General features: G+C 70.5%; 17 protein-coding genes and 2 pseudogenes. 10 read left to right on the top strand and 9 right to left on the bottom strand.

Annotated elements, in window-relative coordinates; genetic code table 11:
* Positions 1–175 precede the first annotated feature (175 nt).
* The 5 genes and pseudogenes from OG904_RS33245 to OG904_RS33225 all read right to left on the bottom strand — a co-directional run bounded on the left by OG904_RS33245 (position 176) and on the right by OG904_RS33225 (position 5,955).
* Positions 176–628: a Rieske (2Fe-2S) protein gene (locus OG904_RS33245; RefSeq protein WP_405498403.1), complete on the bottom strand. Its 453-nt coding sequence runs from the start codon at positions 626–628 to the stop codon at positions 176–178.
* 51 nt (positions 629–679) lie between these two features.
* Positions 680–1,225, bottom strand: a pseudogene (locus OG904_RS33240) (DoxX family protein); the annotation flags it as partial.
* 103 nt (positions 1,226–1,328) lie between these two features.
* Positions 1,329–2,450, bottom strand: a complete 1,122-nt coding sequence (locus OG904_RS33235) for a hypothetical protein (RefSeq protein ID WP_405497462.1) — start codon at positions 2,448–2,450, stop codon at positions 1,329–1,331.
* Positions 2,451–2,656: 206 nt separating this feature from the next.
* Positions 2,657–3,508, bottom strand: coding sequence for a hypothetical protein (locus OG904_RS33230; protein WP_405497460.1), 852 nt, complete (start codon positions 3,506–3,508; stop codon positions 2,657–2,659).
* A 359-nt stretch (positions 3,509–3,867) separates the two neighbouring features.
* Entirely contained in the window at positions 3,868–5,955 is a 2,088-nt protein-coding gene (locus tag OG904_RS33225; RefSeq protein ID WP_405497458.1) for an FUSC family protein, read from the bottom strand.
* Positions 5,956–6,379: 424 nt separating this feature from the next.
* On the opposite strand from OG904_RS33225, the gene OG904_RS33220 reads away from it, so the two are divergent.
* From OG904_RS33220 to OG904_RS33195, 6 genes are all read left to right on the top strand, one after another.
* The gene (locus OG904_RS33220; RefSeq protein WP_405497456.1) at positions 6,380–6,772 is read left to right on the top strand and encodes a YciI family protein; all 393 of its coding nucleotides are present in this window, start codon (positions 6,380–6,382) and stop codon (positions 6,770–6,772) included.
* 258 nt (positions 6,773–7,030) lie between these two features.
* Positions 7,031–8,332, top strand: coding sequence for a pyroglutamyl peptidase (locus tag OG904_RS33215; protein WP_405497454.1), 1,302 nt, complete (start codon positions 7,031–7,033; stop codon positions 8,330–8,332).
* 278 nt (positions 8,333–8,610) lie between these two features.
* Positions 8,611–10,089, top strand: a complete 1,479-nt coding sequence (locus tag OG904_RS33210) for a hypothetical protein (RefSeq protein WP_405497452.1) — start codon at positions 8,611–8,613, stop codon at positions 10,087–10,089.
* A gap of 75 nt (positions 10,090–10,164) precedes the next feature.
* The gene (locus OG904_RS33205; protein ID WP_405497450.1) at positions 10,165–10,620 is read left to right on the top strand and encodes an RpiB/LacA/LacB family sugar-phosphate isomerase; all 456 of its coding nucleotides are present in this window, start codon (positions 10,165–10,167) and stop codon (positions 10,618–10,620) included.
* 136 nt (positions 10,621–10,756) lie between these two features.
* Positions 10,757–11,284: a 2'-5' RNA ligase family protein gene (locus OG904_RS33200; RefSeq protein WP_405497448.1), complete on the top strand. Its 528-nt coding sequence runs from the start codon at positions 10,757–10,759 to the stop codon at positions 11,282–11,284.
* A 214-nt stretch (positions 11,285–11,498) separates the two neighbouring features.
* Entirely contained in the window at positions 11,499–12,557 is a 1,059-nt protein-coding gene (locus tag OG904_RS33195; protein ID WP_405497446.1) for a phosphatidylinositol-specific phospholipase C, read from the top strand.
* Positions 12,558–12,727: 170 nt separating this feature from the next.
* Here OG904_RS33195 and OG904_RS33190 read toward each other — a convergent pair whose 3' ends face one another.
* Positions 12,728–14,305 (bottom strand): purple acid phosphatase family protein, encoded by a 1,578-nt coding sequence (locus OG904_RS33190; protein WP_405497444.1) that lies wholly within the window; start codon positions 14,303–14,305, stop codon positions 12,728–12,730.
* 477 nt (positions 14,306–14,782) lie between these two features.
* Between OG904_RS33190 and OG904_RS33185 the strand changes: the two genes are divergently transcribed.
* The 3 genes from OG904_RS33185 (at position 14,783) to OG904_RS33175 (ending at position 18,958) form a co-directional block, all read left to right on the top strand.
* Entirely contained in the window at positions 14,783–16,168 is a 1,386-nt protein-coding gene (locus OG904_RS33185; protein WP_405497442.1) for a S8 family serine peptidase, read from the top strand.
* A 214-nt stretch (positions 16,169–16,382) separates the two neighbouring features.
* Positions 16,383–17,441, top strand: coding sequence for a terpene synthase family protein (locus OG904_RS33180; RefSeq protein ID WP_405497440.1), 1,059 nt, complete (start codon positions 16,383–16,385; stop codon positions 17,439–17,441).
* A gap of 89 nt (positions 17,442–17,530) precedes the next feature.
* On the top strand, positions 17,531–18,958 hold the full coding sequence (locus OG904_RS33175; RefSeq protein WP_405497438.1) for a hypothetical protein: 1,428 nt from the start codon (positions 17,531–17,533) through the stop codon (positions 18,956–18,958).
* Positions 18,959–19,110: 152 nt separating this feature from the next.
* On the opposite strand, the gene OG904_RS33170 is transcribed toward OG904_RS33175, so the two are convergent.
* Positions 19,111–19,317: a cold shock domain-containing protein gene (locus tag OG904_RS33170; protein WP_405497436.1), complete on the bottom strand. Its 207-nt coding sequence runs from the start codon at positions 19,315–19,317 to the stop codon at positions 19,111–19,113.
* A gap of 709 nt (positions 19,318–20,026) precedes the next feature.
* On the opposite strand from OG904_RS33170, the pseudogene OG904_RS33165 reads away from it, so the two are divergent.
* Positions 20,027–20,979: pseudogene (locus OG904_RS33165) on the top strand (hypothetical protein); the annotation flags it as partial.
* A gap of 55 nt (positions 20,980–21,034) precedes the next feature.
* On the opposite strand, the gene OG904_RS33160 reads toward OG904_RS33165, so the two are convergent.
* Positions 21,035–21,415 carry a GntR family transcriptional regulator gene (locus tag OG904_RS33160; protein WP_405497434.1) on the bottom strand — a complete coding sequence of 127 codons (381 nt, stop codon included), beginning with the start codon at positions 21,413–21,415 and terminating at the stop codon, positions 21,035–21,037.
* A complete protein-coding gene (locus tag OG904_RS33155) occupies positions 21,412–22,134 on the bottom strand; it encodes a hypothetical protein (protein WP_405497432.1) in 723 nt (240 codons plus the stop codon). The genes OG904_RS33160 and OG904_RS33155 overlap by 4 nt, the downstream gene beginning before the upstream one ends.
* Between the last annotated feature and the right edge of the window lie 55 nt (positions 22,135–22,189).

The following is a 22,189-nucleotide window of genomic DNA, read 5'->3' as shown; positions in this document are numbered from 1 at the left end:
TACAGCCGTACCCGGACACTCTCCCACCGCACGTTCGACGTTGCGTACGGGGACGACCAGGCGGGCTTCGGCCACGGCCCTGACGAAACCGAACCTCTCGCTGAGATCCCTCAGCCTCCTGATCGCACAGGTGCCGCGGGCAGCCCGCGGCTGAGCGGCTCGCCCTGCTTTCGGCTCAGTCGGTGGAACCCTCGGTCGGCGTCAGGTGCAACTGGTCGCCGGTGCGGGTGATGCCGAACCGGGCCAGGGCCTCGGTCGCCGGTCCCTGCAGGACGGCGCCGGTGGTGGCGTCGAAGCAGGAGTTGTGGCAGGGGCAGAGGAAGCGGCCGTCCTTGGGCGGGTTCACGGTGCAGTGCGAGTGGGTGCACACCCCGGACAGGGCGGTGTACTGCCCGCCTTTCGGTTGCTGGACATAGACGGGGTCGCCGCTTCCCGGTGCGGAGACCCTCAGCGCACCGCCGAGCGGAACCGAGGCGGCGGCGAACCCGGGGCCCGTCGGTGCGGCAGAGCCCGCGGGCGCGGCGGCGGTCGCCGACGCGGCCCTGGTGCGCGGGCGGCTGCGGGCCACCGCCGATCCGGTCAGCAGGGCCGCTCCGGCGACGGCCAGGGTGGCGATGCCGCCGTCCATCAGGATCTGACGGCGGACGCGGTTTGGGGCGCCGCCGGTGGCGGCCGCCCCCCTGCGGGCGTGCCGGGACATCAGTGCGTCCAGGGAGAGGTGGGGCGTCCCGGCGATGACCAGCGGCAGCCAGGCCATCAGATAGATCAGGTCATTGCCCAGGTAGTACGGGTGGACGCCCCAGCTGACGCTCAGCCACAGGGTCAGGTTCAAGGCCGCCCCGCCGAGCGCGGCCAACCTGCCCCACAGGCCCAGCAGTGCCCCGAAGCCCACCGCGAGCTCGCCGAAGGCCATGGCCAGTGCGCTGGGCACGGGCGCGGCGGCGGCCCGGTCGAGCAGTGCACCGATCGGGCTGTGCGCCGCCACCGCGTGGGCCTGTGCGGCCATGGACGCGGGGTCGGCGAGGCTGCCCAGGTAGTGCGGGTCGGCAAGCTTGTCCAGGCCGGCGTAGATGAAGGTGACGCCGAGGAAGAGCCGTAGAGGCAGCAGCGCGTGGCGGCTGACGGCGCGGTCGGCGCCGGGGGTGAGGTTGGGGGTGAGGGCCAGGGTGAGTCTGGATCTGGGTCTGGGGGCTACGGCAGCGGTGGCGTGGGGCGGTTGGTCCATGGCGGGGGTCCGATCGGTACGGCGGACGGGTCCGGAAGGAACGGGAAAGGGAACAGGAAGGGGAGGGAGGAGCGCAAGGGGGGAGCAAGGCGCCGGCGTCGTGTCAGTCGGCGGAGCCGCTGCCTGGGGCGGCCAGGCGGCAGTTCGCGGCGGCCTCGCCGCTCAGCTTCGGGCAGAGGCTGGTCCTGGCCGCCGTCTTGTCCGCGTAGTTGACGTCCCAGTAGCTGACCATCCCTGCGGCGCAGGCCTGCCGCTGCCAGACCGACGGGGCCCGCTGGCACTGCTCGGCCACCCACACCGGGCGGTCGATGTTGTACTTCATCGTCCTTGAGCCCATGCCCCGCGAGCAGTCCGAACGGCTGCCGCTGGTGGGTGCTTTGAGGCACCAGGCGAGTCCCTGGACGAAGGCCTCGGGGTTGGCGGCGTAGTCGTGGGTCTGCAGGTAGTAGATGGGCGCGTAGAAGTAGCAGGCGCTCTGGTGGGCCGCCGGCTGCCCGGCGCACGGGTACTGGGCTTCGGCGGCGAGCTTGTCGGCCGGGAGCTTGGCCAGGGCGGTCGGGTCGCCCTCGTCCGGCTCGAACAGCTGCATGAAGATGCCCTCGGAGCATGAGGTCACCTGTTTGGCCTGGGGAAAGCGGTCGCACATCTTCTCGGCGGCCGGGACGTCCAGGTGGGACACGAACATCGCGCCGTGGCCTATGCCGTGGATGCAGGCCCCGGTCTGCGCCGGGGAGCACAGGGTGGTGACGGCGGTGGACGGGTTCGGCGCCTCCTGCAGTTTCTCCTCCACCACCCCGTGCAGGTAGCCGGAGCCGCAGACGTCGTTGGGGAAGGACACCGCCTTGGTGAAGTCTCCGTGGTACTTCGCCAGCGCGGCGTGTCCGACCTCGTGGGTGACGGGGTGGCAGAAGCCCGCCACATAGGGGGACTTGAGAGTGATCTGTTCCAGGTCGGCCAGTGCGACGCCGGGATCCTTCACGGCGGTCTCGGCGACCAGGTAGTTGCGCAGGGTGCTCAGCGTCCATACCGCCGGGACGGTGGGGGCGGCGGAGGACGGCGCGGTGGAGGGCGCGGCGCCCGGCCCGGTCGGCGCTCGACCCGCCACCAGGGCCGCCGCTGCCGACGGAGCCGGGACGGCGTCGCCCGACCAGGGCGTGGTGGCCACGGCCCAGATTCCCGCCACGCACAGGTAGAAGGCCACGAGCAGAGCGAGCGGTCGGTACATCGGCAGGTCCCCCCGGTCATACCGTGTTCAGCTGCGGCACGGGACACCCAGCCCCCGTCCTCGATCCGAGCAGTGCCCGGACCGACCATCCTGCGATGACACCGGCCGGACCGTCTTGGATAAATCGGAAGCTGACGGGAATCCCCGGGACCCGACCGAACCTGCCCTCACCCCGCGCGGGCCCGGCTAGATCCGAAAGAGACGGTCTAGCCGATGGACCCTCGGGCGATGCGCACGCCATCGCGGGAGGGGCCGACCCAGAGGTTTCCCGCGCCGGGGCAATCGCCGTACTCCTTGACCCAAGTCGACGTCCCCTGCACGCCTCCGGATCGAGGGTTCCCGAAGGTGACGTCGTACCTTGGCTGCTCGCTGCAACTCGGTACGTTGTAGTACTCGACGAATCCAGCGTGAGAGGTTCGAAGCTGGCCCGAGCCTCCCGGCAATGTGTACGTGCCGATGTGAATCACGGTCCCATCGGAGGTGTCCAGGATGTCGCCCTTCCACGAGTTTTCGCCGATGCGCTTCACGGTAACGTCGTAGGAGTGTCCATAGGTGGTATTGAATTCGACACCGCAGCTGACTCCGGCGCCACCGTCGGCGCCGTTCGAGCAATTCGGGTCCGTGCTGACCGAGCCTTGGATGAAACTTGAAAAGACTCCGCGCAGCCGATGGTGGCCGTCGGCATCAGGATACGGCTGCAGTCCGGTGTAGCCGCCGTCGTTCTGATTCATGAAGCCGTACTGCATCGCGAAATACGCACCACTGCGATGCGCCGTGCCCCTGTTTACGGTGATCGGAAATGTCAGTTCGTTTACACCGGATGCCGCGCCACCGGGAATGGACCAGTTCAGCGACTCGTTGCCACCGAACCTTTGTGCCTGCGCCGGAGCTTCGGAGAGTGGGGTGGCGCTCGCGCCGTCGAGCCCACCGGCATACAGGTAACCTGCCGCGATCGCCGCCGCGAAAACCGCGCTCACACCCGAGAAGACCAATCGGGGCTTCCTGTGCCGCCGCCGACGTGCCTTCAATTGCCGCTGTGACATCTGCACCTCAATCATGCGTCAGGTATCCGGAACACCCAAAAGCCTGCCAGACACCAACCGCGCACAATTCAGACAAAGAGGGAGATGCCCGCAGGATCCGATCCGTCATCTCGTGACGCAATCCGATGAACGGTCAACTCGCCTGGTGGGCAGCCGAGTTGCAGATTGCGACACCCGTCGACTGGATCAGATTCAGAGGCAACGTTATCCGATCGTGACATTTCTGCATTGGTGACAAATTACTACCCTCGAGTATTTTGAAGTGAGTTCATGATTTGGGAGGCCGAGAATCACCGCCACCGCGCGTGCCGCATGGAGTCGAAACTGTTTGATTGCTGTACACGCCGGTTCGCACGGCGACGTCGCTCGCCTCTTCAGCGGGTTCCCTGCATGTCTGGCGCGGTGGTGTCGAGGGCAGTGGCGTCAAGGGCAGTGGTGATGTCGTCGAGGGCGTTGCTGAGGAGAGTTCCCGCGTGGTGCAGGGCCTTCTCCTGGGGGTTGGGGGTGTTCCAGTCGGCGAGTGCTTGTCGGACTGGTTCCCAGGTGGGGGCGCGGTTGTTGCGGACCGATTCGGCGGCTTCCCGGGCGGACTGCCGCAAGGCGGTGGCGAGGGGGGACGAGGCGGGGACGGGAGCGGTTCCGGATTGAGGGAGGTTGCCTTCCAGGAGCATGGTGATGCGGGCGGCCTCCTTGATGGCCTGTCCAGCCGCGGCGGCTGTGGCGGGCGGGAGGCCGCGGTGGCGTACGGGTTCGTCGGCGGCACGGACGAGGGCCTGCTCCCAGGCCAGTCGGGCGGTGCGGGCTGCCACGACGGCGTCGCGGGTGCGCAGAGCGGTGCGTTCGGCCGGCTCGGCGTACTGGTGGATGACCGCGGCGGCGTAGTGGAGGTTGGCCTCGATCCATTCGGCCAGGCGTTCGCGCAGGAGGGAGGTTTCCCACGCGGGGTAGAGGGCGTAGGCGGCCATGGCGAGGAGCCCGCCGAGCAGGGTGAGGGCGAAGCGTGCGGGCATGGCGTCGGACCAGCTTTCGCCGGCCAGGCCGAGCCCGAGGATGCAGTAGGTGGAACCGGCGGCCTGGACGGCGGCGTAGCCGGTCTCCATGAAGAGGAACACCAGTCCGCCGCACCCGATGATGAGGAGTCCGGTGACGAGCTCGTTCGGGTGGGCGAGTGCGAGGGTGAGGCTGGCGAGGGTGACGCCGATGAGGTTGCCGGTGAAACGGGAGGCGACGCGGCCGTAGGTCTGGGCGAAGTCCGGTCGCATGATCAGGACGGCGACCATGGCGACCCAGTAGCCGTGTCCGAGCGGCAGGTTGTGGCCGATCAGGTAGCCGGCCACGACCACGACGGTCGAGCGGAGGGAGTGGCGGAGCACCGGTGAGTCGTGGCGCAGTTCTCCGCGGAGCGTGCGTACGGCTTGTCTGAGCTGCTCGGGGATCGGGGGGCGCACGGGGTCGGTGCTCTCACGGCCTGGGCGGGGGCTGTTCGCGGCTTCGATCAAGTCGTGGAGCAGGGTGCGCAGGTGGGTGGCGGCGCGCGGGGCCGGGTCTGCGGGCACTGTGGCGGCCTGCGGGTGCGCGAGGGCGGCCGCCGTGTCCGGCGGAAGGGCGACCCGCGCGCCCTGACGGACGGCGTGGGCCACCGCGTCCAGGACGGTTGCGGCAGTGTCGAGGAGTTCGCGCGCCTGCCGGCGGCTGAGGTCGGTGTCCGGTCCGGTGGCGGCGGGGTCGGCGAGGGAGGCGAGAATCGGGCGGATCTCCTCGGCGGGGCCCCGTACGCCTCGCAGGCCGGCGGGCTGGTGCGCGGCCTGCCAGGGGCTGAGCGTGTCCGCCTCGCGGGCTTGGAGGAACGAGTCCGGCGTGAAGTGGACGGTGTTGTTGTCTTTGAGCCCGCGTGCGTAGTCGGCCTCGGCGGTGAGGGCGGAGGCGAGTACGGTGCGGTGCCACTGCCACCGCTCGTTCGGCGGGAACATGACGAGGACGACCTGGATCAGGGATCCCGCGGTGAGGAAGGCGGCCTGGCCGAGCGCGTGGTCGAAGCTGTTGGGCAGGGTGACGGTGATCAGCAGGATCACGATGTTGTTCAGGGCTATGGGGCCGCTGTTCGCGCCCAGTGACCAGCACAGTCCGCCGAGGAACGTCCACACGGCGGCCGCGGTGAGGAACAGGGGCAGGGAGCCGCTGGTGAGGTATCCCACGAACGTGGTGGCGCCCATGGTCAGCGCGCAGACGAGCGGAACCACGGGGTCGGGTCGCCAGCTGCGCTGGAAGGTCGTGATCCCGGTCATGAACCCGCCGAACATGGCGAGTACACCCGCGGCGAGGCCGAACAGCCAGTAGCCGGCGAACCCCGCCAGCGCGAGCCCGGCCGTCGCCCGCAGGACGAGCCGCGGGGCACAGAGGTGGTGGGGCTGAAGGCGTACGCCGGAGCGGGCGGCTGCCCACATTCCTCTGAGCCAGTGCATGAAGAGTCCGTCTCTCTGGCACACGTGTGTGTGCCGGGTAAGCCCCCCTGTTCGGCCGGGCGATTTCTAGGAGTTGTCGCAACACGTGGTCGGTTGATCAGACCGCGATGAGTCTATGCAGGCGCTCAGCTGGGACTTCCCGGGAGGAGCAGCGGCAACGGAGCTGGATGCGACGCGTCCGGCGCGGGCGGTTCTGCCCGGCCTCTGGCCGCGGCCGCCGTTCCGCGCTCACTCGGGTGCGTGGCCAGGGCTGTTCGGGTGACGGGGGCCGTGTCCGGGGGCGGGCCGGTGGCGGCCCGGGAGGCGCACTTCAGCCGACTGCGGCAATTTGGTGCCGTGGACGCCGATGAGTTCTGCGGCGTCCGGCCGTCTGAGTCTCTGTAAGCCCGAGAAGCCCATCAGCCGCCCTGGAAGGGTGAGGAAAATGAAGTACATGATCCAGATGAACGTGCCTGCCGATCAGTGGGACGCCATCATGTCGGCGTACTCCAAGGAGGACATGGAGGCCATGTTCGCCCACATGAACGCCCTCAACGAAGACCTCACCGCCGCCGGGGAGTGGGTGGAGGGGCAGGGCCTCGGCGGCCCCTCCCTGGTCAAGACGGTGCGGGCCGGGAGGGACGGGCGGCCTCAGGTGACCGATGGACGGGCTCAGACAGGCCCCATCCTGGCCGGGTACTGGGTGGTCGACGTCAAGAGCGAGGACCGGGCCCTGGAGATCGCCGCTCGGGCGTCGGCGTGCCCCGGGCCGGGCGGGAAGCCCGGCAACGACCCGGTCGAAGTGCACCTGATCCCCGGGGACCCGACCCAGGCCTGAACCGGACCCGAGCCGAGCGGAGCGGAACGGAACCGAGCGGACCCGAGCCGAGCCGAACGGGCACCGGCGGCCTGTGGGCCGGTGCCCCGCCACGGCCCCTGTGGCTCATCTCCGGATCACGGCCGCCCTCGGCTTCCGGCGGGAGTTCGAGGAGCCTTTACGTCCTCGTTCCTGAGCCGCAGCCGTCCTGCGCCCTCGACGCTCTTGCCCCAAAATCGCCTGCCCTACCGTCTCCCCCTCTGTGTAATGTCACATCGCATGATGATCTTACGTCGCGCGGCCCTCATCGCCGCCCTGCTCGGCGTCGCCACGGTCCTGCCTCCCATGGGCGCGCACGCCGTCGCCCCACCTCCCTGCGGAGTCGAGGTCGCCTCGCCCGCCGCCGACCCTTCGGCCAGCCCCTCCTCCCCCCGGGACCCCGAGCAGGTGCGCCTCGCCGATCCGCGGACCGCGGCCTTCGCGGAGCGGGCGGCGTTGGGCGAGTTCGTACGCCGCTTCCCGGCCGCGCTCTGCTCCGCGCGCGACGCCGCCGAGGCGGGCAGGCTCCTCGACGCGTGGGGCGAGGCCCTGTGGCAGGCCGCCGTGAACCGGGCGCAAGGACGCCGCCCCGGCGGGGACCTGGCGGCCGGAGACGACCGCCCGCTCTACTGGACCCGGCTGCGGATGACCGTCCAACTGGCGGACTGGAAGCCGGGGTTCCCGGTCGACCGGTCCGCTCTACGCACCCGCTTCGAGGACGCCTCGCGGGGTCTGACCACCAACGACTTCCGCGGCACCCCGGGCGTGCGGCGCCTGTTCGTCAGCGGATTCGACCCCTTCGGCCTGGACACCGAACTGCGCCGGGCCAACCCCTCCGGCTCCGCGGTACTCCAGCTCAACGGCCGCCGCCTCACGCTCGCCGACGGCACTCCCGTGGAGATCCGGGCCGTGGTCCTGCCCGTGCGCTACGCCGACTTCGACGCCGGGATCGTGGAGCGCGCGTACGGTTCCCGTCTCGCGGCGGGTCCGCGCGCCGCCGACATGATCACCAGCATCAGCCAGGGCTACCCCGGGATCTTCACGCTGGAGGCGTGGGCGGGGCGCGCCCGGTCGGCCGACCCGTACCCGGACAACGCCGACGCGCTCTCGGGGGGCACGTACGCACACCCCGTCACGGCGCCGGGCCTCGGCCCGGGAGCGGAGTTCCTGCGGACCACCCTCCCCACCGACGCCATGACCGCCGTCCAGAGCCCGTACCCGGTGCGGCTGAACACCGAAGTCAGTGAGATACCCGCGGGTCAGGACAGCCCCGTGGACCGCGCGGACGGTCCGACCCCCGGCTCCCGCGCCGTTGCGGGCGGAGGTGGCGGCTACCTCTCCAACGAGGTCGCCTACCGCTCCAACCGGCTCCGCACGGAACTGAGCCCCCGGCTGCCCGGCGGCCACCTGCACACGCCCGTGCTCACGGGGCTGCCCGCCGACCCGAACCAGCTGACCGGCACCGAGTTCGAGCAGAACGAGAGCGCGATCGCTGCGGAGGTGCTCGAAGTGCTGCGGCATTCCGCCCCCGCGCAACCGTGACCCCGCGTCCGTGAGCCGCCGTGCGGTGGCTTGTCCATCGTGGCGGTCCCGCCGTACCCCTTGCCCGGCGTGTTCCCGTGCCGGGCAGGGGCGTTCATGCGGGGACCGCCCTCTGCCGGCTGCCCCTTCCCGGCCACCGTCCCCACCTACGGACCGTTGCGTCCCGGGCGCGTGCGGTACGACACGGCGACGCCGATGTACGGTGCCCCGGGCGGGTGCCCCGCATGATCGGCCGGACGACTGCCGGACCGGTGAGACACGACGCGAAAGGTGTGGGCATGACCGACGCTGCCCAGGTGGTGGTTGCGTTCCGCGAGCTGGAGCGGGAGCGGCCCGGGGAGATCGAGCTGCTCGCCGGGTTCACGGACGCCGAGCTGGACGCCTGGCCGGTGGAGGTGCCGGACGCGCTGAGGACCGTACTGCGGGAGATCGGCGGGGTGGAGACCGAGGACGTGCAGTTCTCCTTCGGTCCGCGCGGCCGCCAGGTGTTCGCGGACGGTGGCTGGACGCTGGGCGAGCTGGACTTCGGCGAGGGCTCGCTGATCGTCGGGGCGGGAGCGGGTGACTGGGGGCCGGTCGTCTCCGTGTACCCGTACCGCGACGGCGACCGGGAAGTCGTCGTCGAGGCGCCGGAGTTCGTCGGATGGCTGACCGGATTCGCGGCGCGGCTCGCGGACGGTACGCAACTGCCCGCGCCGGCGGTGTTCGTCAGGGCGGCGGCGAGCGTCGAGGCGGCCGAGGGCACGGACGCCGAGCTGGCGGGCCTCGTCGGCCGCGGCGACCCGCTCAGCGACGTGGTCGACCTGCGGGACCTGCCCGGATATCCGTGCGGGGCGGTCTGGGAGCCGTACTTCTCCACCGCACACAACACGGCGGACACCAGTGGCAGCGAGATCCAGTTCAGCCTGCTCGGCGGCGGCCGGGCGCTCCTGCTGCGCTCCGTCGTGAGCGGTGACTTCCTGGGCCGCCCGGTGCGCAGGCACGCCCTGCCCGAGGACGCGCCGCACCGCGCGGTGGCCGAACTGCGCGAACTGGCGGCCCAATTCCCCGGCTTCGTCGTGCTCGAACCGGGCTGCGCGGACGCCGCGCTCGACGCCTGGCCCGTCCCGGTCCCCGAGGAGGTGCGGATCGTGCTCCGCGAGATCGGCGGGGTCACCATCACGGGCCTGCCCCCGCTGAACCTGCTGCCGGGGGCGTCTGCGGACCTCGAGGTGGATCCCGAGCTGCACAGGATGCTGGGCGGGGACGGGACCTACCGGCCGCTGGCCCAGGTCCGGTACGGGCGCGGCCACGCGCTCGCCCAGGTCCGGATCGACCCGGCGAGCGGCCAGTGGGGGTACGTGGTCTCCGTGCCCTCCGATCCGGCGACCCTCCGGAAGTACCCCGAGCTCAAACTGGTCGCGGAGTCGCTGCCCGCGCTGCTGCTGGCCTACGCCGGGCGGGCCCGGCGGGCCGCCGAGGCCGCGCCGGGCTCCGCCCCGCGGGTTCCGGGTGAGGGGGCGTGGATGTTCCCGAACACGGGCGAACCGTGGCCGCGGCCGGTGCCGCTCGCCGAATGGGCGGCCTCCGCCGATCCCCTGCTCGCGGCGACGGCCGCCGGGCTGCCGGACGGCACGCACGCGGCCGACCTGCGGGAGGTCCCGGTCCCGAGCGACCTGTGCTTCCACCGGGCCGCGGCCTGGCCGTACACGGCCCGGCTGGACCGCCTGCACTTCCCGGAGGCGGGCCGGTTGGCCGCGGCCGTGCCGGTGACGTGACGTCCGCCGGGCCGTGTCCCTTGGATGGCGCGACTCGCGGCGACCGTCCGTTCCACGGCCGGTTAGTCTCGGGGCATGCGGATCTGCGTTTCCTCGGACATGGACGAGCCCCTGGCGCGCGCCCTCCTCGGGCAACTGCGCGACCGCGGACACCACGTGGTGGCGTACGGGGCGCTGAGCCCCGGCGACGATCCGCAGTGGGCCGCCTGCTCGCAGGCGGCGGCCCGCGAGGTCGCCGCCGGGAACGCCGACCAGGCCGTCGTGTGCTGCTGGACCGGTACGGGTGCGTCGATCGCCGCGAACAAGGTGCCCGGCGTACGCGCGGCCCTGTGCACCGACGCGTACACCGCGGACGGTGCGCGCCGCTGGAACGACGCCAACGTACTCGCGCTCAGCCTGCGGCTGACCTCCGAACCGCTCCTCAAGGAGATCCTCGACGCCTGGTTCGCCGCCGAGGTGAGCACGGATCCCGAGGACCGGGAGAACGTGGCGCGCATCGAACGGCTCGACAACACCGGAACCGCACCCTGAGGGAAGGCGGTCACTCCGGCGGGTGGGCGGTTCGCCTCCGGCACCGCGGTCCAGCCCGACCACGCCCGACTCGCCGCCCTCGCCCACCTCGGCATGCACTGGGCGCAGTGGCGGACTGGGCTGCGATGATGACGGCGTGCCAGAGCCAGGAACCACTGCCGTCGTCATTGTGCTGCCCGATGCCGCCCCGCTCCTCGAGGCGGCGTGGCGCATCGACCCGGCTCTGGTGCGTCGTGGGGTGCCGGCGCACGTCTCGCTCCTGTACCCGTTCGTGCCGGAATCGGCGCTGACCGATCAGGACGAGAAGGGCGTACGTTCCCTCGCGGCGGGTTTCCCGGCAACTGATCTGCTCTTGGAGGAGGTCGTGACGGAGCCCGGCTTCGTCGCCGTCACCGTCCCGGGACTCCAGCCGGTCCTCGATGCGTTCCGCGCCCGGTGGCCCGGGTCGCGCCCGTACGGGGGCCGCTTCGGGGCACGGCCCGCCGCCCACGTCACGGTCGCCATGGGTGCCGACAACCCGACAGTTGCCTCCGGTGTCCGCACTGCGATCGACAGCCTGCTGCCGCTGCGCGCCCGTGCGGCGTCGGTCCAGCTGGTGGTACTGACGGAGGAAGGCTGGCAGCCGCGGTTCACCGTGCCGCTCGGCGTCCCCGACGGGAAGTGAACACCGCGCTGCTCCAAAAGCACCACGAGGGAACCGGTGTTCGGATAGCGTCAAGCGAAGGTGCCTGCGGGCGCCGCGAGGCCCACCTCCATGGGTCGTCAGACATCGAGTTCCGCTTTGCATCCACACATGAGATCCGTCGCCTTTTGGGGCGTTTCGATACAGGGAGCATCACATGCTCGGAGCTCGGCACCTCGTCTCGCGGGCGGCACTCGTGGTGGCGGTCCTGGCCGGCCTGACTGTCGGTACGGCCGCGCCTGCGCTTGCTGACCACACCGCGGGGTATTCCCACGACGGCAGCACCGGGCTGACATCCACCGACTGGATGGCCCGGCTGCCCGGCTCGACGCTCCTGAGTGAAATATCCATCCCCGGCACCCACGACAGTGGCGCTTCCCTCTTCGGGGGCGACATCGCCTTCACGCAGTCGATGGACCTGGCGACGCAGCTGCAGTCGGGGATCCGCGCCTGGGACATCCGGCTGGGAGAGTCATCCGGACGGCTGGAGATCTACCACGGCATCGCACGACAGGGACAGGACTTCCAGAACGACGTACTCGGGGCTACCGACGCCTTCCTGCAGGCGCACCCCTCCGAGACGATTCTGATGCGGGTCGCGCAGGAGCAGACCACATCCGATTTCGCCGGCCGGGTGCACAGCCACCTGTCCGCGGACCCGCACGTCTACCGCGGCACCAGCGACAACCCTCCGTTGAGCGATGTCCGAGGCAAGATCGTCATCCTCCAGGACTTCTCCTCACCCATCCGGGAGGGCATTGCCTGGGCCAACAGCGCCTGGTCCGTCCAGGACGACTACACCATGTCCAACAACTGGGACTTGGCGCGCAAATGGCACAACGTCGCGGCGCAGTTGGACGCGGCGAGCGCCGGGCCGGGCACGAAGGTGTACGTGAACTTCCTGAGCGCTTCGGGCGGGTCCTTCCCGTACTTCGTTGCCAGCGGTCATTCCAGCCCCGGGACCGGCGCACCCAACCTGCTCACCGGCTGGACACGGGGCATCATCAATTCGTGTGGCTGGTCTTCCAGTTGCATCCCTGAGTACCCCGGCGTGAACTGCTTCTGGGGTACGTGCTCGGTGGCGTTCCAGGGTGTGAACGTACTGGCCATGCAGAAGATGGATGCGACCCCTGGCGTGCACCACCGCTACGGAATCGTCTACGCCGACTTCCCCGGCGCCGGTCTGATCCGCGACATCATCAACTCGAACGCCGACTCCGGCGGACGGGTCATGGGCAAGGCTGCCGACAGGTAAGGGAATCGGGTTACAGACCCGACCGCGGCGGCACCCGCCACACCGCCCCGCGCCCCACTCCGGCCGGGCCCTGTTGCCCGGCCGGCCTCGAGCCGTGATCGAACCTGAGCGTCCCGCTTGGCCGACGGGCCCGGATGAGACGCTCGGTTCGCATCGGACGAGAACGGGCTCTAGCGCCCGCGGCTCCGCTGGATCTCGAAGTGGTCGATCCGCTCGCCCGTCTCGGCCAGTGCGCTGACCTTCAGCTTCGGGGAACGGCCGGTCTCGACCTCCACCGCGAGGAACGAGTAGTTGGTGTACCGCACCCGTGACCACTCGACGGTCTCCGTGGCCTTCGTAGCGCCCTTGACCCACCGGTAGGTGTCGACGCTGTCGCGGTCCGCGACGTGGCCCTCGTACGAGTCCGGCACGGGGAAGCTGTAGAGCGAACGCCCCGCCGCACCGGCGGTGACGTACACGATGCCGTCCTTCGTCGGGTCCGTGCGCTCACCGATGGGGACCTTGCGGCCGACCTTGTTGTTCTTGATGGCGTCGGTGCGCTCGTACACGTGGTTGTGGCCGTTGATGACGAGGTCCACCTGGTGCTTCTCGAACAGCGGCACCCACACGTCGCGCACCCCGCCCTCCGAGGCGTGCGAGCTCGTGGTGGAGAAGGCGCAGTGGTGGAAGAACACCACGATGAAGTCGATGGCGCGGTCGTGCCGCAGTTCGCCGAGGCGGCGGTCCAGCCACGCGGTCTGCTTGCCGCCGCTGATGCCGAAGTTGGCGGGGATCTCGTAGGAGATGTCGTTCGCGTCGAGCGCGATGACACCGACGTTGCCGTGCACGAACGAGTACGCGCCGGGCAGGTTCACCGGGTCCGGGCCGTTGCCCGGCAGGGACCAGCGGGCGTTCTGGCCGCCGTAGCCCTGGGGCGAGTACCAGGCCTCCATGTCGTGGTTGCCGGTCGTCACCATCCACGGCACGGACTTGGCGACCGTCTCCGTCTGCGCGAGGAACAGGTCCCAGGCCCGCGCGTCGTAGGTGTCGCCGGTGGCGCCCGCGCCGGAGGAGTCGGCGTAGCAGATGTCACCCGCGTGGAGGTGGAAGGCCGGGTTCTGGGCGAGCAGCACCGCGTCGTTGCCGAGCGCGTGGTAGCTCACGCCCTGGTCGCCGAATGCGGTGAAGGTGAAGTCCTCGGCGTGCTGGGGCGCGGTGGTGAAGGTGCCGAGGGTGCCCAGGTTGCGGTGGTCCGCCGGGTCGAACCCGTCGTGACCGACGCCGTAGTAGTACGTCTGGCCGGGGCGCAGCCGGTCCAGGCCCACGTGCAGGTAGAACTGCTCGGCCGCGGCGATCTTCCCGCCGTTCAGCACGGGCGTGCTCAGGTGCCGCACCTCGGCGTCGATCTTGACGCTCAGCGCCCAGGGGCTGGTGCCGACGCGCAGGTAGGGCTGCTTCACCGCGAACGGGACCTGCCAGGAGACGCGCATCTGCGTCTTCGGGTCGGCGCCGTACTGCAGGTGTCGCGCGAACGGAGCGGTCAGCGAGCCGTCGACGCCGCGCCGCGCGGTGGAGGTCAGCACGGCCGGAGCCGCGTACGCCGGGGAGGCCGCGCCCATGCCGAGGCCGAGCCCCGCCACGGCCGTGGTCACCGCGCCCGCGCGCAGCGCCCCGCGCCGGGTGAGTTTCGAGCGCAGGTAATCGTGCTGCTCGGCCATGCTCATCCGCGAGGCGAGCTTCTGAGGGATACCGAAATCGGGAAGGTCCATAGTTCGCAAACTTCCTCTGCTAAGGAGACACGAAGTCCACCGGCAGGTGAACGGGGTTGATACGAAGCCCCATGAGACTCCCCAGAGTCCCTCAAGGGGGCGTCCGCGCGGCGCATCCCGGAGCGCCCGGGCGCGCCCCGCCAGAACGCGGTTCCACGGCCGCGCCGGCCGCCGCTTCGACGAACCGGGCAGGGGTGATGCTACGTGGCACGCCGAAGGAGCTGGGTGACAACTCCGACGGACGAACGGCATTCACCGTGGGCCCTGCCCGCCTCCAGCGCGAGGGGATCGGCCGGATCGCTCTGCTACCGGGTTACCTCCCGAAGAGGGCATCGTTCGGTCAGGAATCGTCAAGGAATCTTCGATCAAGCAAAGCATTCGACATCAACCGACAAACCAACTTGTTCTGAGCATGACCTGCCGATGTGATCGCGGCAGCCGCCCCGTGCGGCTCCACACTCCACACAAGGAGCAGTCATGCGCATGTCCCACACCCGGTCCCGCGCCGCGGTCGCGACGGCAGGAGCCACCGCTCTCGCCGCAGCCGCGCTGGTCGCCACTCCCTTGACCGGCTCCGCCACGGCCGCACCCGTCGGCGGCGGACAGGTAAGGCCGGTGCCCGCGATCACCGGGCACCACCTCGCCCACACCACCAGCGGTCCGCTGACCACGGAGGAGTGCCAGGCCAAGTGGCAGATCGCCTGCTACGGCCCGCTGCAGTACCGCAAGGCGTACAACCTGGACCCGCTCTACCGGGCCGGCATCACCGGCAAGGGCAGGACGATCGTGATCGTCGACTCCTTCGGCTCGCCGACGATCCAGCACGACTTGGACGTGTACAGCAAGCAGTACGGCATACACAGCAGCAAGGTCGAGGTCATCAAGTGGGGCAAAGTACCCGCCTGGGATCCGAAGAACGCCGACATGACCGGCTGGGCCGGGGAGTCCACCCTCGATGTCGAGATGGCGCACGCGATGGCGCCGGACGCGAAGATCGTGCTGGTGGAGACGGCGGTCGCGGAGACCGAGGGGGTCACCGGCTTCCCCGAGATGATGTCCGCCGAGAAGTCGCTGATCGACCGGGGCATCGGCGATGTCATCTCGCAGAGCTTCGGTGCCACCGAGAACACCTTCCCGGGCTTCGACAAGGGCGACTTCTCCAGCCTGAAGGACCTGCGGTACGCCTTCAAGGCGGCGGCCGCCCACGACGTGACCGTACTCGCCGCCTCCGGTGACGGCGGCGCCACCGACAACACGGCGGACGGCAGCGGCTACTACACGCAGCCCGTCAACTCCTGGCCCTCCTCCGACCCGCTGGTCACCTCGGTCGGCGGCACCCAACTGCACCTGGACGACCAGGGCAACCGGCTCAGCCCGGAGAGCGTCTACAACGACTACGGAGCCGGCGGCGGCGGCCAGTCCCACGTCTTCGGCCGCCCCGCCTTCCAGAACGGCGTACGGAGCGTGGTCGGCAACCGCCGCGCCACCCCGGACATCTCGATGGCGGCCGCCGTCAACGGCGGGGCCTGGATGTACTCCAGCTACGATCCGGCCGCCGTCGGCTGGGACGTGTCCGGCGGCACCAGCGAGGCCACCCCGCTGTTCTCCGGCATCGTCGCCCTGGCCGACCAGGCCGCCGGCCACCGGATCGGCAACCTCAACGAGGCCCTGTACTCGCTGTACAAGCACGACGGGTACAAGCCGTCGAGCGGTCTCGTGGACGTCAACGACGGCACGAACAACAGCTACGCGGGCGTCACCGGCTACACCGCGGTGAACGGCTACGACATGGCGACCGGCATCGGCACCATCGACGCCGCCCGCTTCGTACCCGCTCTGGTCCGCGCGAGCCGCCCCTACTGATGAAGCAGCGGCGCCGCCCGATTTCCGGTGCGCGGCGCCACCCCGGTGCCCGAGGACGGGCACCGGGGCCCGTCAGTCGAACGCGCGGCCCGGTCACCGAAGTCAGTGATGTAATCCGTTCGGGGGCTCTTCCTGGTGCCACAGGTGTGCCGGGCGCCCCGTAGGGAACTTTCTGATCCGGGACAGCGTCCAGGACGGGGCAGGAAAGAGCGCTATGGGAAGCCAGACGTTCACCATCCCCCCGGTGCGGACCGGCTTTCGCTGGCGCATCAACCCCCATCACTCCACCGAGATGGACGCCGACGCGAACGCGTGGGCGTTCGGTCTGTTCAGCGACGACCCTCGCGTGCCGGCGCCGGTGCACGCCGACAACTACACGACGTGGGCCGCGTTGTGCTTCCCCGACGTGGACGCCGACCTGCTGAGCCGTTGGTGCCGCTTCAACGCGCTGTACACGGTCATGGAGAACAAGCAGGAGGCGCTGTACGAGACGAGCGGCGCCGGCAGCGCCGAACGGCTGTGGGAACGCACCGTCACGCTGCTGTTCCGGCAGTCGCACGCTGACGACGTGTTCGCCGCCGGCGACTGGGGCGACGGACTCCCCGGGCACAACCTGACGGCGGCCATGGCGATCGCCGAGAAGCTCCCGGAATCGCTGGCCAGGTACTTCCTGCGGCGCATCGCGTACATGGCGCAGGCGCAGTACCAGGAAGACCTCGCGATCCGCTCACCCCGGATGGGGTGGGGAGAGTACCTGGAGTACCGGCACATCAACTTCGGTGTCCCGCTGTTCACCGCGACCATTCCCGCGCTGCTGGAGCGAAACCTTTCCGCAGAGGAGTGGGAGTCCGCCGAGCGGGGGCAGCTCGACCGGCTGACAGCGCATCACAGCTGCCTCGTCAATGACCTGTACTCGTTCCGGAAGGAGTGGAACGACAGGAACGGCAAGAAACCGCATGTTTCGGCCGTTTCTGTGCTGCAACACGCGTACGGCCTGGGCCTTCAGGACGCCCTGGACAGGCTCGTCGAGGAGATCGAGGAGACGGAACGGCAGTACGTGGCGCTGCGTTCGCGTTGGGCCCTCACGCCACAGGCAGACGAGTACTGCGACCGCCTGGAGGACATCAGCGCGGGGAACTTGCGCTACCACCAGACTTCGCCCCGGTTCCACGGGGGCCGGTTCGAGGGTGTGTTCACCGGCGGGGAACTACAGGTGACCGGACGGCGATCGGGACGACCGGTCCCGCGTGAACGCCGCGTTTCGACTGACTGAATTGCCGCTACCAGCGCGGCGGGGGTGACTGGCATGATCGAACTTCACGCTACCCCCGGTAGCACCCCCCACCAGAAGGTCTCACGTACGTGCGCATGCTCGCCCGACGCCTCTTGCTCCCCGGCCTCACCGCCCTGGCACTCACCGCAACTGGCTGCTCCTCAGCCCCCCACACCGATACGGCCGCCCCCACGAACCCCGCCACCCTCGTCCACCCGGCCGACGGCACCGAGCAGCTCGACGTGACCGAGGCGCCCCAGGGCCGCCCCGCGCCGACGTCCCTGACCCGCGCCGGCTCCGGCAAGGGCAGCGGCGCCCCGCGCAAGTCCGCGCTGAAGGTCGCCTCCTACGACAAGGCGACCGGACGGGCCGTCATATCCACGGCCCCGCAGGGGGCCACTCCGGCAACCACTGCCACTCCTGCCGCACCTTCAGGCGGCAGCTCTTCCGCACCGGGCGAGCCCGTCGCGGTGGGCGACGTGATCGCCAGCGCACCGGCGCCGGGCGCCCCCGACGGACTCCTCGCGAAGATCACCGAGATCGGGAAGAAGACCGGCCAGGGCACCGAGGTCAAGACGGCCCCCACGACGCTGTCCGCGGCCCTCAATGACGACAGGGCCGACGGCAAGGTGCCGGTGGACCCGGCATCGGTCACGGTCGAACCCCTGCTGAAGGGCGTCACGTTCTCCTGGGCCAAGAGCCAGGGCGTGCGGTTCGGCCCCGAGGGCGCGAAGCTGCCCCTCGGCAGCCTGCGGGTCGACGTGAACGTCCCGATCGACACCGCCCCGGACGCACCCGTCTCGGCCGGCGCCTCGGTCTCCGGGTTCGTCCAGCTCTCGCCGACGGTGGAGTTCGCGTACGACGGCTCGGGCGGCTCGGGCCCGCGTTCGGCCTTCCTCGGCATGAACGGCGCCTGGTCCTCGCAGTGGAGCCTCAAGGGCCACGCGGCCGCGAGCACCGGTGCCCCCAAGCGGATCCCGTTCGCGAAGCTGCACAGCGCTCCGGTCATCCAGGTGGGTCCGGTCCCGGTCGTCGTCACCCTCGACCTGACCGTCTACGTACAGATCGAGGCCGACGGCCGCGTCACCCTCGAAGTCCGGCAGGACGTGGAGGGCGACTTCCGGGTCGGCGGCAGTTACGCGACCGGCAAGGGCTGGAGCCCGGTCGGCACCTCCCAGGTCAAGAGCTCGCCCGTGACGGCCGAGGTCACCGCCTCGGGCCGCGTCAAGAGCGCCCTCGGCGCCGAGGCCTCGGTCGGGCTGTACGGGGTCGTCGGCGTCTCCGCCGACTTCGCCCCCTACCTGCGCGGTGAGGCCGACGCGAAGGCATCCACGGCGAACGGCAAATCCCTGAGCGGCGCCTGGTCGCTGTACGGCGGCTTCGACCTGAGCGGAAATCTGCAGCTGCAGCTCCAGCTGTTCGGCACGCCGCTCTTCGAACGCCGCATCCCGCTGGGTACCCTCAACCGCGAGTGGCCCCTCGCGGGCGGCAAGGCGAGCACGAACCCAAGCCGCTGAACTCACCTTCGCGGCACGGCCCCGTTGGCACACAGGGGCCAACGGGGCCTCCCCCAGGACCGGATCCACCTCACGCAGCTCCATGAGGACGACGGCGCTGGTGATGGCGACGAGGTGACGCGGGCACACCTTGAGGCAACGTTTCTCCTAGCTCAGGGTCGGACTTGTCTGGCTTCGAACCCAGTGGGTCCGAGCTCGATGACGAACGTGACCTGCTGTTCTGCGGAGAGGCTCTTGCAGTCCCCCTCGATGTCCGCGCGGTTCACGCGGAGGGGGATGGTACTGCCGAGGGGGATGATGGATCCGCGCCCCGTGGCGCGGTCGTACCATTCGACGAACCCGATCAGGCGCTCGTTCACCGCGCACCCCACTCTCCGCTACGGCCGGACTCGGTGCCTCTGATGGCGGGTATGCAGATCCCGTTGCGCCACTCCGCACGATCGGCCGGCACGCATGCCGGCACGGCGAACAGCAAGGGGGTATACCTCTACTCTTCCCGCCAGTACGGCCTGAAATCGACGGCCGCTCGTATTGCGGGGTAGTGCGGAAGGCCGGGATGCGCGGCCTGTGCGCCCCAAGTGCGCCGGAGCCGCTCCCTGCGGCGGGGATGGTGCCCGGGGAGCGGCCGGGTCGGCGGCCGTCAACTGCCCGACCTCGGCCGCCGGTTCCACGCTCGCTCCGGCGCCCGCCGCCCCTCGCCCCATCACACGCGGGCGCCCTGACCCGCCCGAAAGGGTGAATCACCCCCTGGAACTGGGCGTGGACCGGCCCCGCACACCGCACTGTGCAGCGAGGTGGATACCGCACAGGGGGATGCACCCTGCCCGTGTGGACGGACTCCAGCTCCCCGCGCTCGCTGGCGGGCCGGCTGACGGCCGCCTGGCGGACCAGTGCCGAGACGCTGCGCCTGGGCGCCGTGACCGGGACACCGCTGCGCGTGGCGCTCGCGGCGCTGCTCGGTCTGGTGGCCCTGCTGTGCGTGTCGACGCTGGTCGGGGTGATCACCACGGGACTGGCCGACCGGATGGCCGAGCTGAGCCGGGGCCGGTCGACCGTCCTGGATCCTCGAGGCTGCTCCTGCTCGGGTGGAACCGGCGGGCTCCCCTGGTGGTCCGACAGCTCCGCCGGACGGCTCGGCCGGGTTCCGTGCTCGACGTGGTCACGGACCTCGGGGTCACGGAACTCACCGTGCCCGGGCCCAGGGTGTCGGGGCCGCTCCCGGCGACGGTTCCGGCGACGGTTCCGGGGCCGGAGCACGAGCCGGGGCAGGGTCCCCAGTGGGAGCCGGAACTCAAGCAGGGAGACGAGGAGACGTGGGAGCCAGGGCGTGAGCCGATGTCGGGGCCGAGTCACACCCCGCTGACGGATGCGACTGCCCCGCCGCCACTCGCCGTGTGCTTCCGATCGGCGCCCCTGTCGCACCCCGAGACCCTGCTGGGCCTGGACCTCTCCCGGTACGACGGGCTGGTCGTCCTCGGCCCCGAACCGGGCCCGGGACCCGACCGCCCCGATGGCTGGACGCTCGTCACCCTGCTGGGCTGCGCCTTCTGGAGGAGAGCACCGCCGGCAAGCTGCGCGTGGTCACCGAACTCACTGACGACCGCAACCGGCCGCTGGCGCCGGTCGATCCCGGCTCCGACGTCATCGTCAGCGGCAACCCGACCGGACTGCTCATGGCACAGATCGCCCAGAACCGGCACCTCGCGCCCGTGTTCGACGAGCTGCTCTCCGCCGACGGCAGCACGGTGCGATTGTGCCCGGCGGTGGCCTACGTACGCCCGGGCAGTGAGGCGAGCTTCGCGACCGTCGTCGCCGCGGCCCGCACACGCGGGGAGTGCGCCATCGGGTACCGGCTGAACGAACGGCGCACCCTGTCGCCGGACCACGGTCTGCGGCTCAACCCGCACAAGGCCGCACGCCACCGTTGGAATTCCGAGGACGAGGTGATCGTGGTGTCCGCCGCACCCACCGGGCGCAGTGACCGCGCTCCCCACCATTCCCGACCGGTCGCGGCCGGCTAGCCCGCCGCAGTGGTGGCCTTCCCGCGCGCGGGCCACGGGTGAACGGCGGCTCGAGCTAAGGGACGGCCGCGAGCGCGAGGCGGATCGCCGCGAGGAGCTGCTCGTCGCTGGCGCCCATTCGGCGTGTCGTGGTGACGTAGTCCCGGGCGGCCCGGGCGAGTTCCTCGTCGATGACGGGACCGGGATGGACGGGCCGGGTGACCCTCGTGCCTGCTCCGCGGCGACTCCTGACCATTCCGGCGGATTCCAACTCGCGGTACGCCCTGGCGACCGTCGCGATGGCGAGTCCGAGGTCCGCGGCCAGCTGTCGCACCGGGGGAAGCCGATCGCCTTCGGCGAGGTGGCCGCCCAGGACCAGGTCGGCCACCTGGGCGCGGATCTGTTCGTACGCGGGGACGGCGCTCGTGGTGTCCACTTGCACGGTCAGCTCGTTCACGCGGCGGCCTGTCGGTAGTACGGCTGATGGGTCAGCTTGGTCAGCAGGTAGACGAAGGCCGAACCCCCCATGGCCATCGCGAGGTACGCAGCCACGTCCATCGGGGTCAGCCACCAGCTGGTGCAGGCGTAGGCGAGACCGCCGAAGAGCACGTGAACGACCAGCGCGGAGGTGAAGAGCGAGGAAGCCAGCAGGCAGCCCCAAGCGTAGAACACGGCGTGGGCCGAGCCCTCGCGCAGGGCCGCGTCCCGGGCCGCGCCCTCCGAGCCTGCCGCGATGGGGGGACGGCCGACGATCTTCCGCAGGACCGGCAGGCACAGCGCGGCGCTGCCGACGAGCGTGAGGGTAGTGGCGGTGACCGCGGGCATGCCCACCGAAGCAGCCGGAATGATCTCGGTCACGTCACCGCAGACGAAGTGGATGCCGCGTCGGCCGACCGGATGAGAGACGGCGAGTACGGCCATGGCCGTGAGCAGGGCGGCGAGCGCGGCGAGGAGAACGGCCAGCAGGGTGCGGTTCCCTCGGGGGAGGTAGTCACGGATCTGCCGGGTTGCCAGCGTTGCCGATCTGAGGTCACTCGCTGGTCGCGGTACGGATATTTCACCGGCCAGGACACCGGCGAGCACGACCGCTCCGAAGGCCGGTCCGGCCAGCCAGTCACCTCGAAGTCCGAGGATCGGCAGGTGGTAGGCGAGCAGAGCGGCGACAACGAGACCCAAGGATGAGGCCGGCGCTGAGTGATCTGCGCGACCGCAGTCGAGTTGCTGCAAGCAG

Origin of the sequence: Streptomyces sp. NBC_00096, from assembly GCF_045041305.1 — a bacterium.
In the GTDB taxonomy this organism is placed as follows: domain Bacteria; phylum Actinomycetota; class Actinomycetes; order Streptomycetales; family Streptomycetaceae; genus Streptomyces.
This window is presented reverse-complemented; position numbering and strand designations above follow the sequence as displayed.

Bases quoted from the DNA above. Each gene is read 5' to 3' on its own strand.
- OG904_RS33205 (WP_405497450.1), top strand. From the start codon at position 10,165: ATGCGGATCTGCGTTTCCTCGGACATGGACGAGCCCCTGGCGCGCGCC.
- OG904_RS33225 (WP_405497458.1), bottom strand. From the start codon at position 5,955: ATGCACTGGCTCAGAGGAATGTGGGCAGCCGCCCGCTCCGGCGTACGC.
- OG904_RS33210 (WP_405497452.1), top strand. From the start codon at position 8,611: ATGACCGACGCTGCCCAGGTGGTGGTTGCGTTCCGCGAGCTGGAGCGG.
- OG904_RS33220 (WP_405497456.1), top strand. From the start codon at position 6,380: ATGAAGTACATGATCCAGATGAACGTGCCTGCCGATCAGTGGGACGCC.
- OG904_RS33185 (WP_405497442.1), top strand. From the start codon at position 14,783: ATGCGCATGTCCCACACCCGGTCCCGCGCCGCGGTCGCGACGGCAGGA.
- OG904_RS33215 (WP_405497454.1), top strand. From the start codon at position 7,031: ATGATGATCTTACGTCGCGCGGCCCTCATCGCCGCCCTGCTCGGCGTC.
- OG904_RS33245 (WP_405498403.1), bottom strand. From the start codon at position 628: ATGGACGGCGGCATCGCCACCCTGGCCGTCGCCGGAGCGGCCCTGCTG.
- OG904_RS33180 (WP_405497440.1), top strand. From the start codon at position 16,383: ATGGGAAGCCAGACGTTCACCATCCCCCCGGTGCGGACCGGCTTTCGC.
- OG904_RS33230 (WP_405497460.1), bottom strand. From the start codon at position 3,508: ATGATTGAGGTGCAGATGTCACAGCGGCAATTGAAGGCACGTCGGCGG.
- OG904_RS33190 (WP_405497444.1), bottom strand. From the start codon at position 14,305: ATGGACCTTCCCGATTTCGGTATCCCTCAGAAGCTCGCCTCGCGGATG.
- OG904_RS33235 (WP_405497462.1), bottom strand. From the start codon at position 2,450: ATGTACCGACCGCTCGCTCTGCTCGTGGCCTTCTACCTGTGCGTGGCG.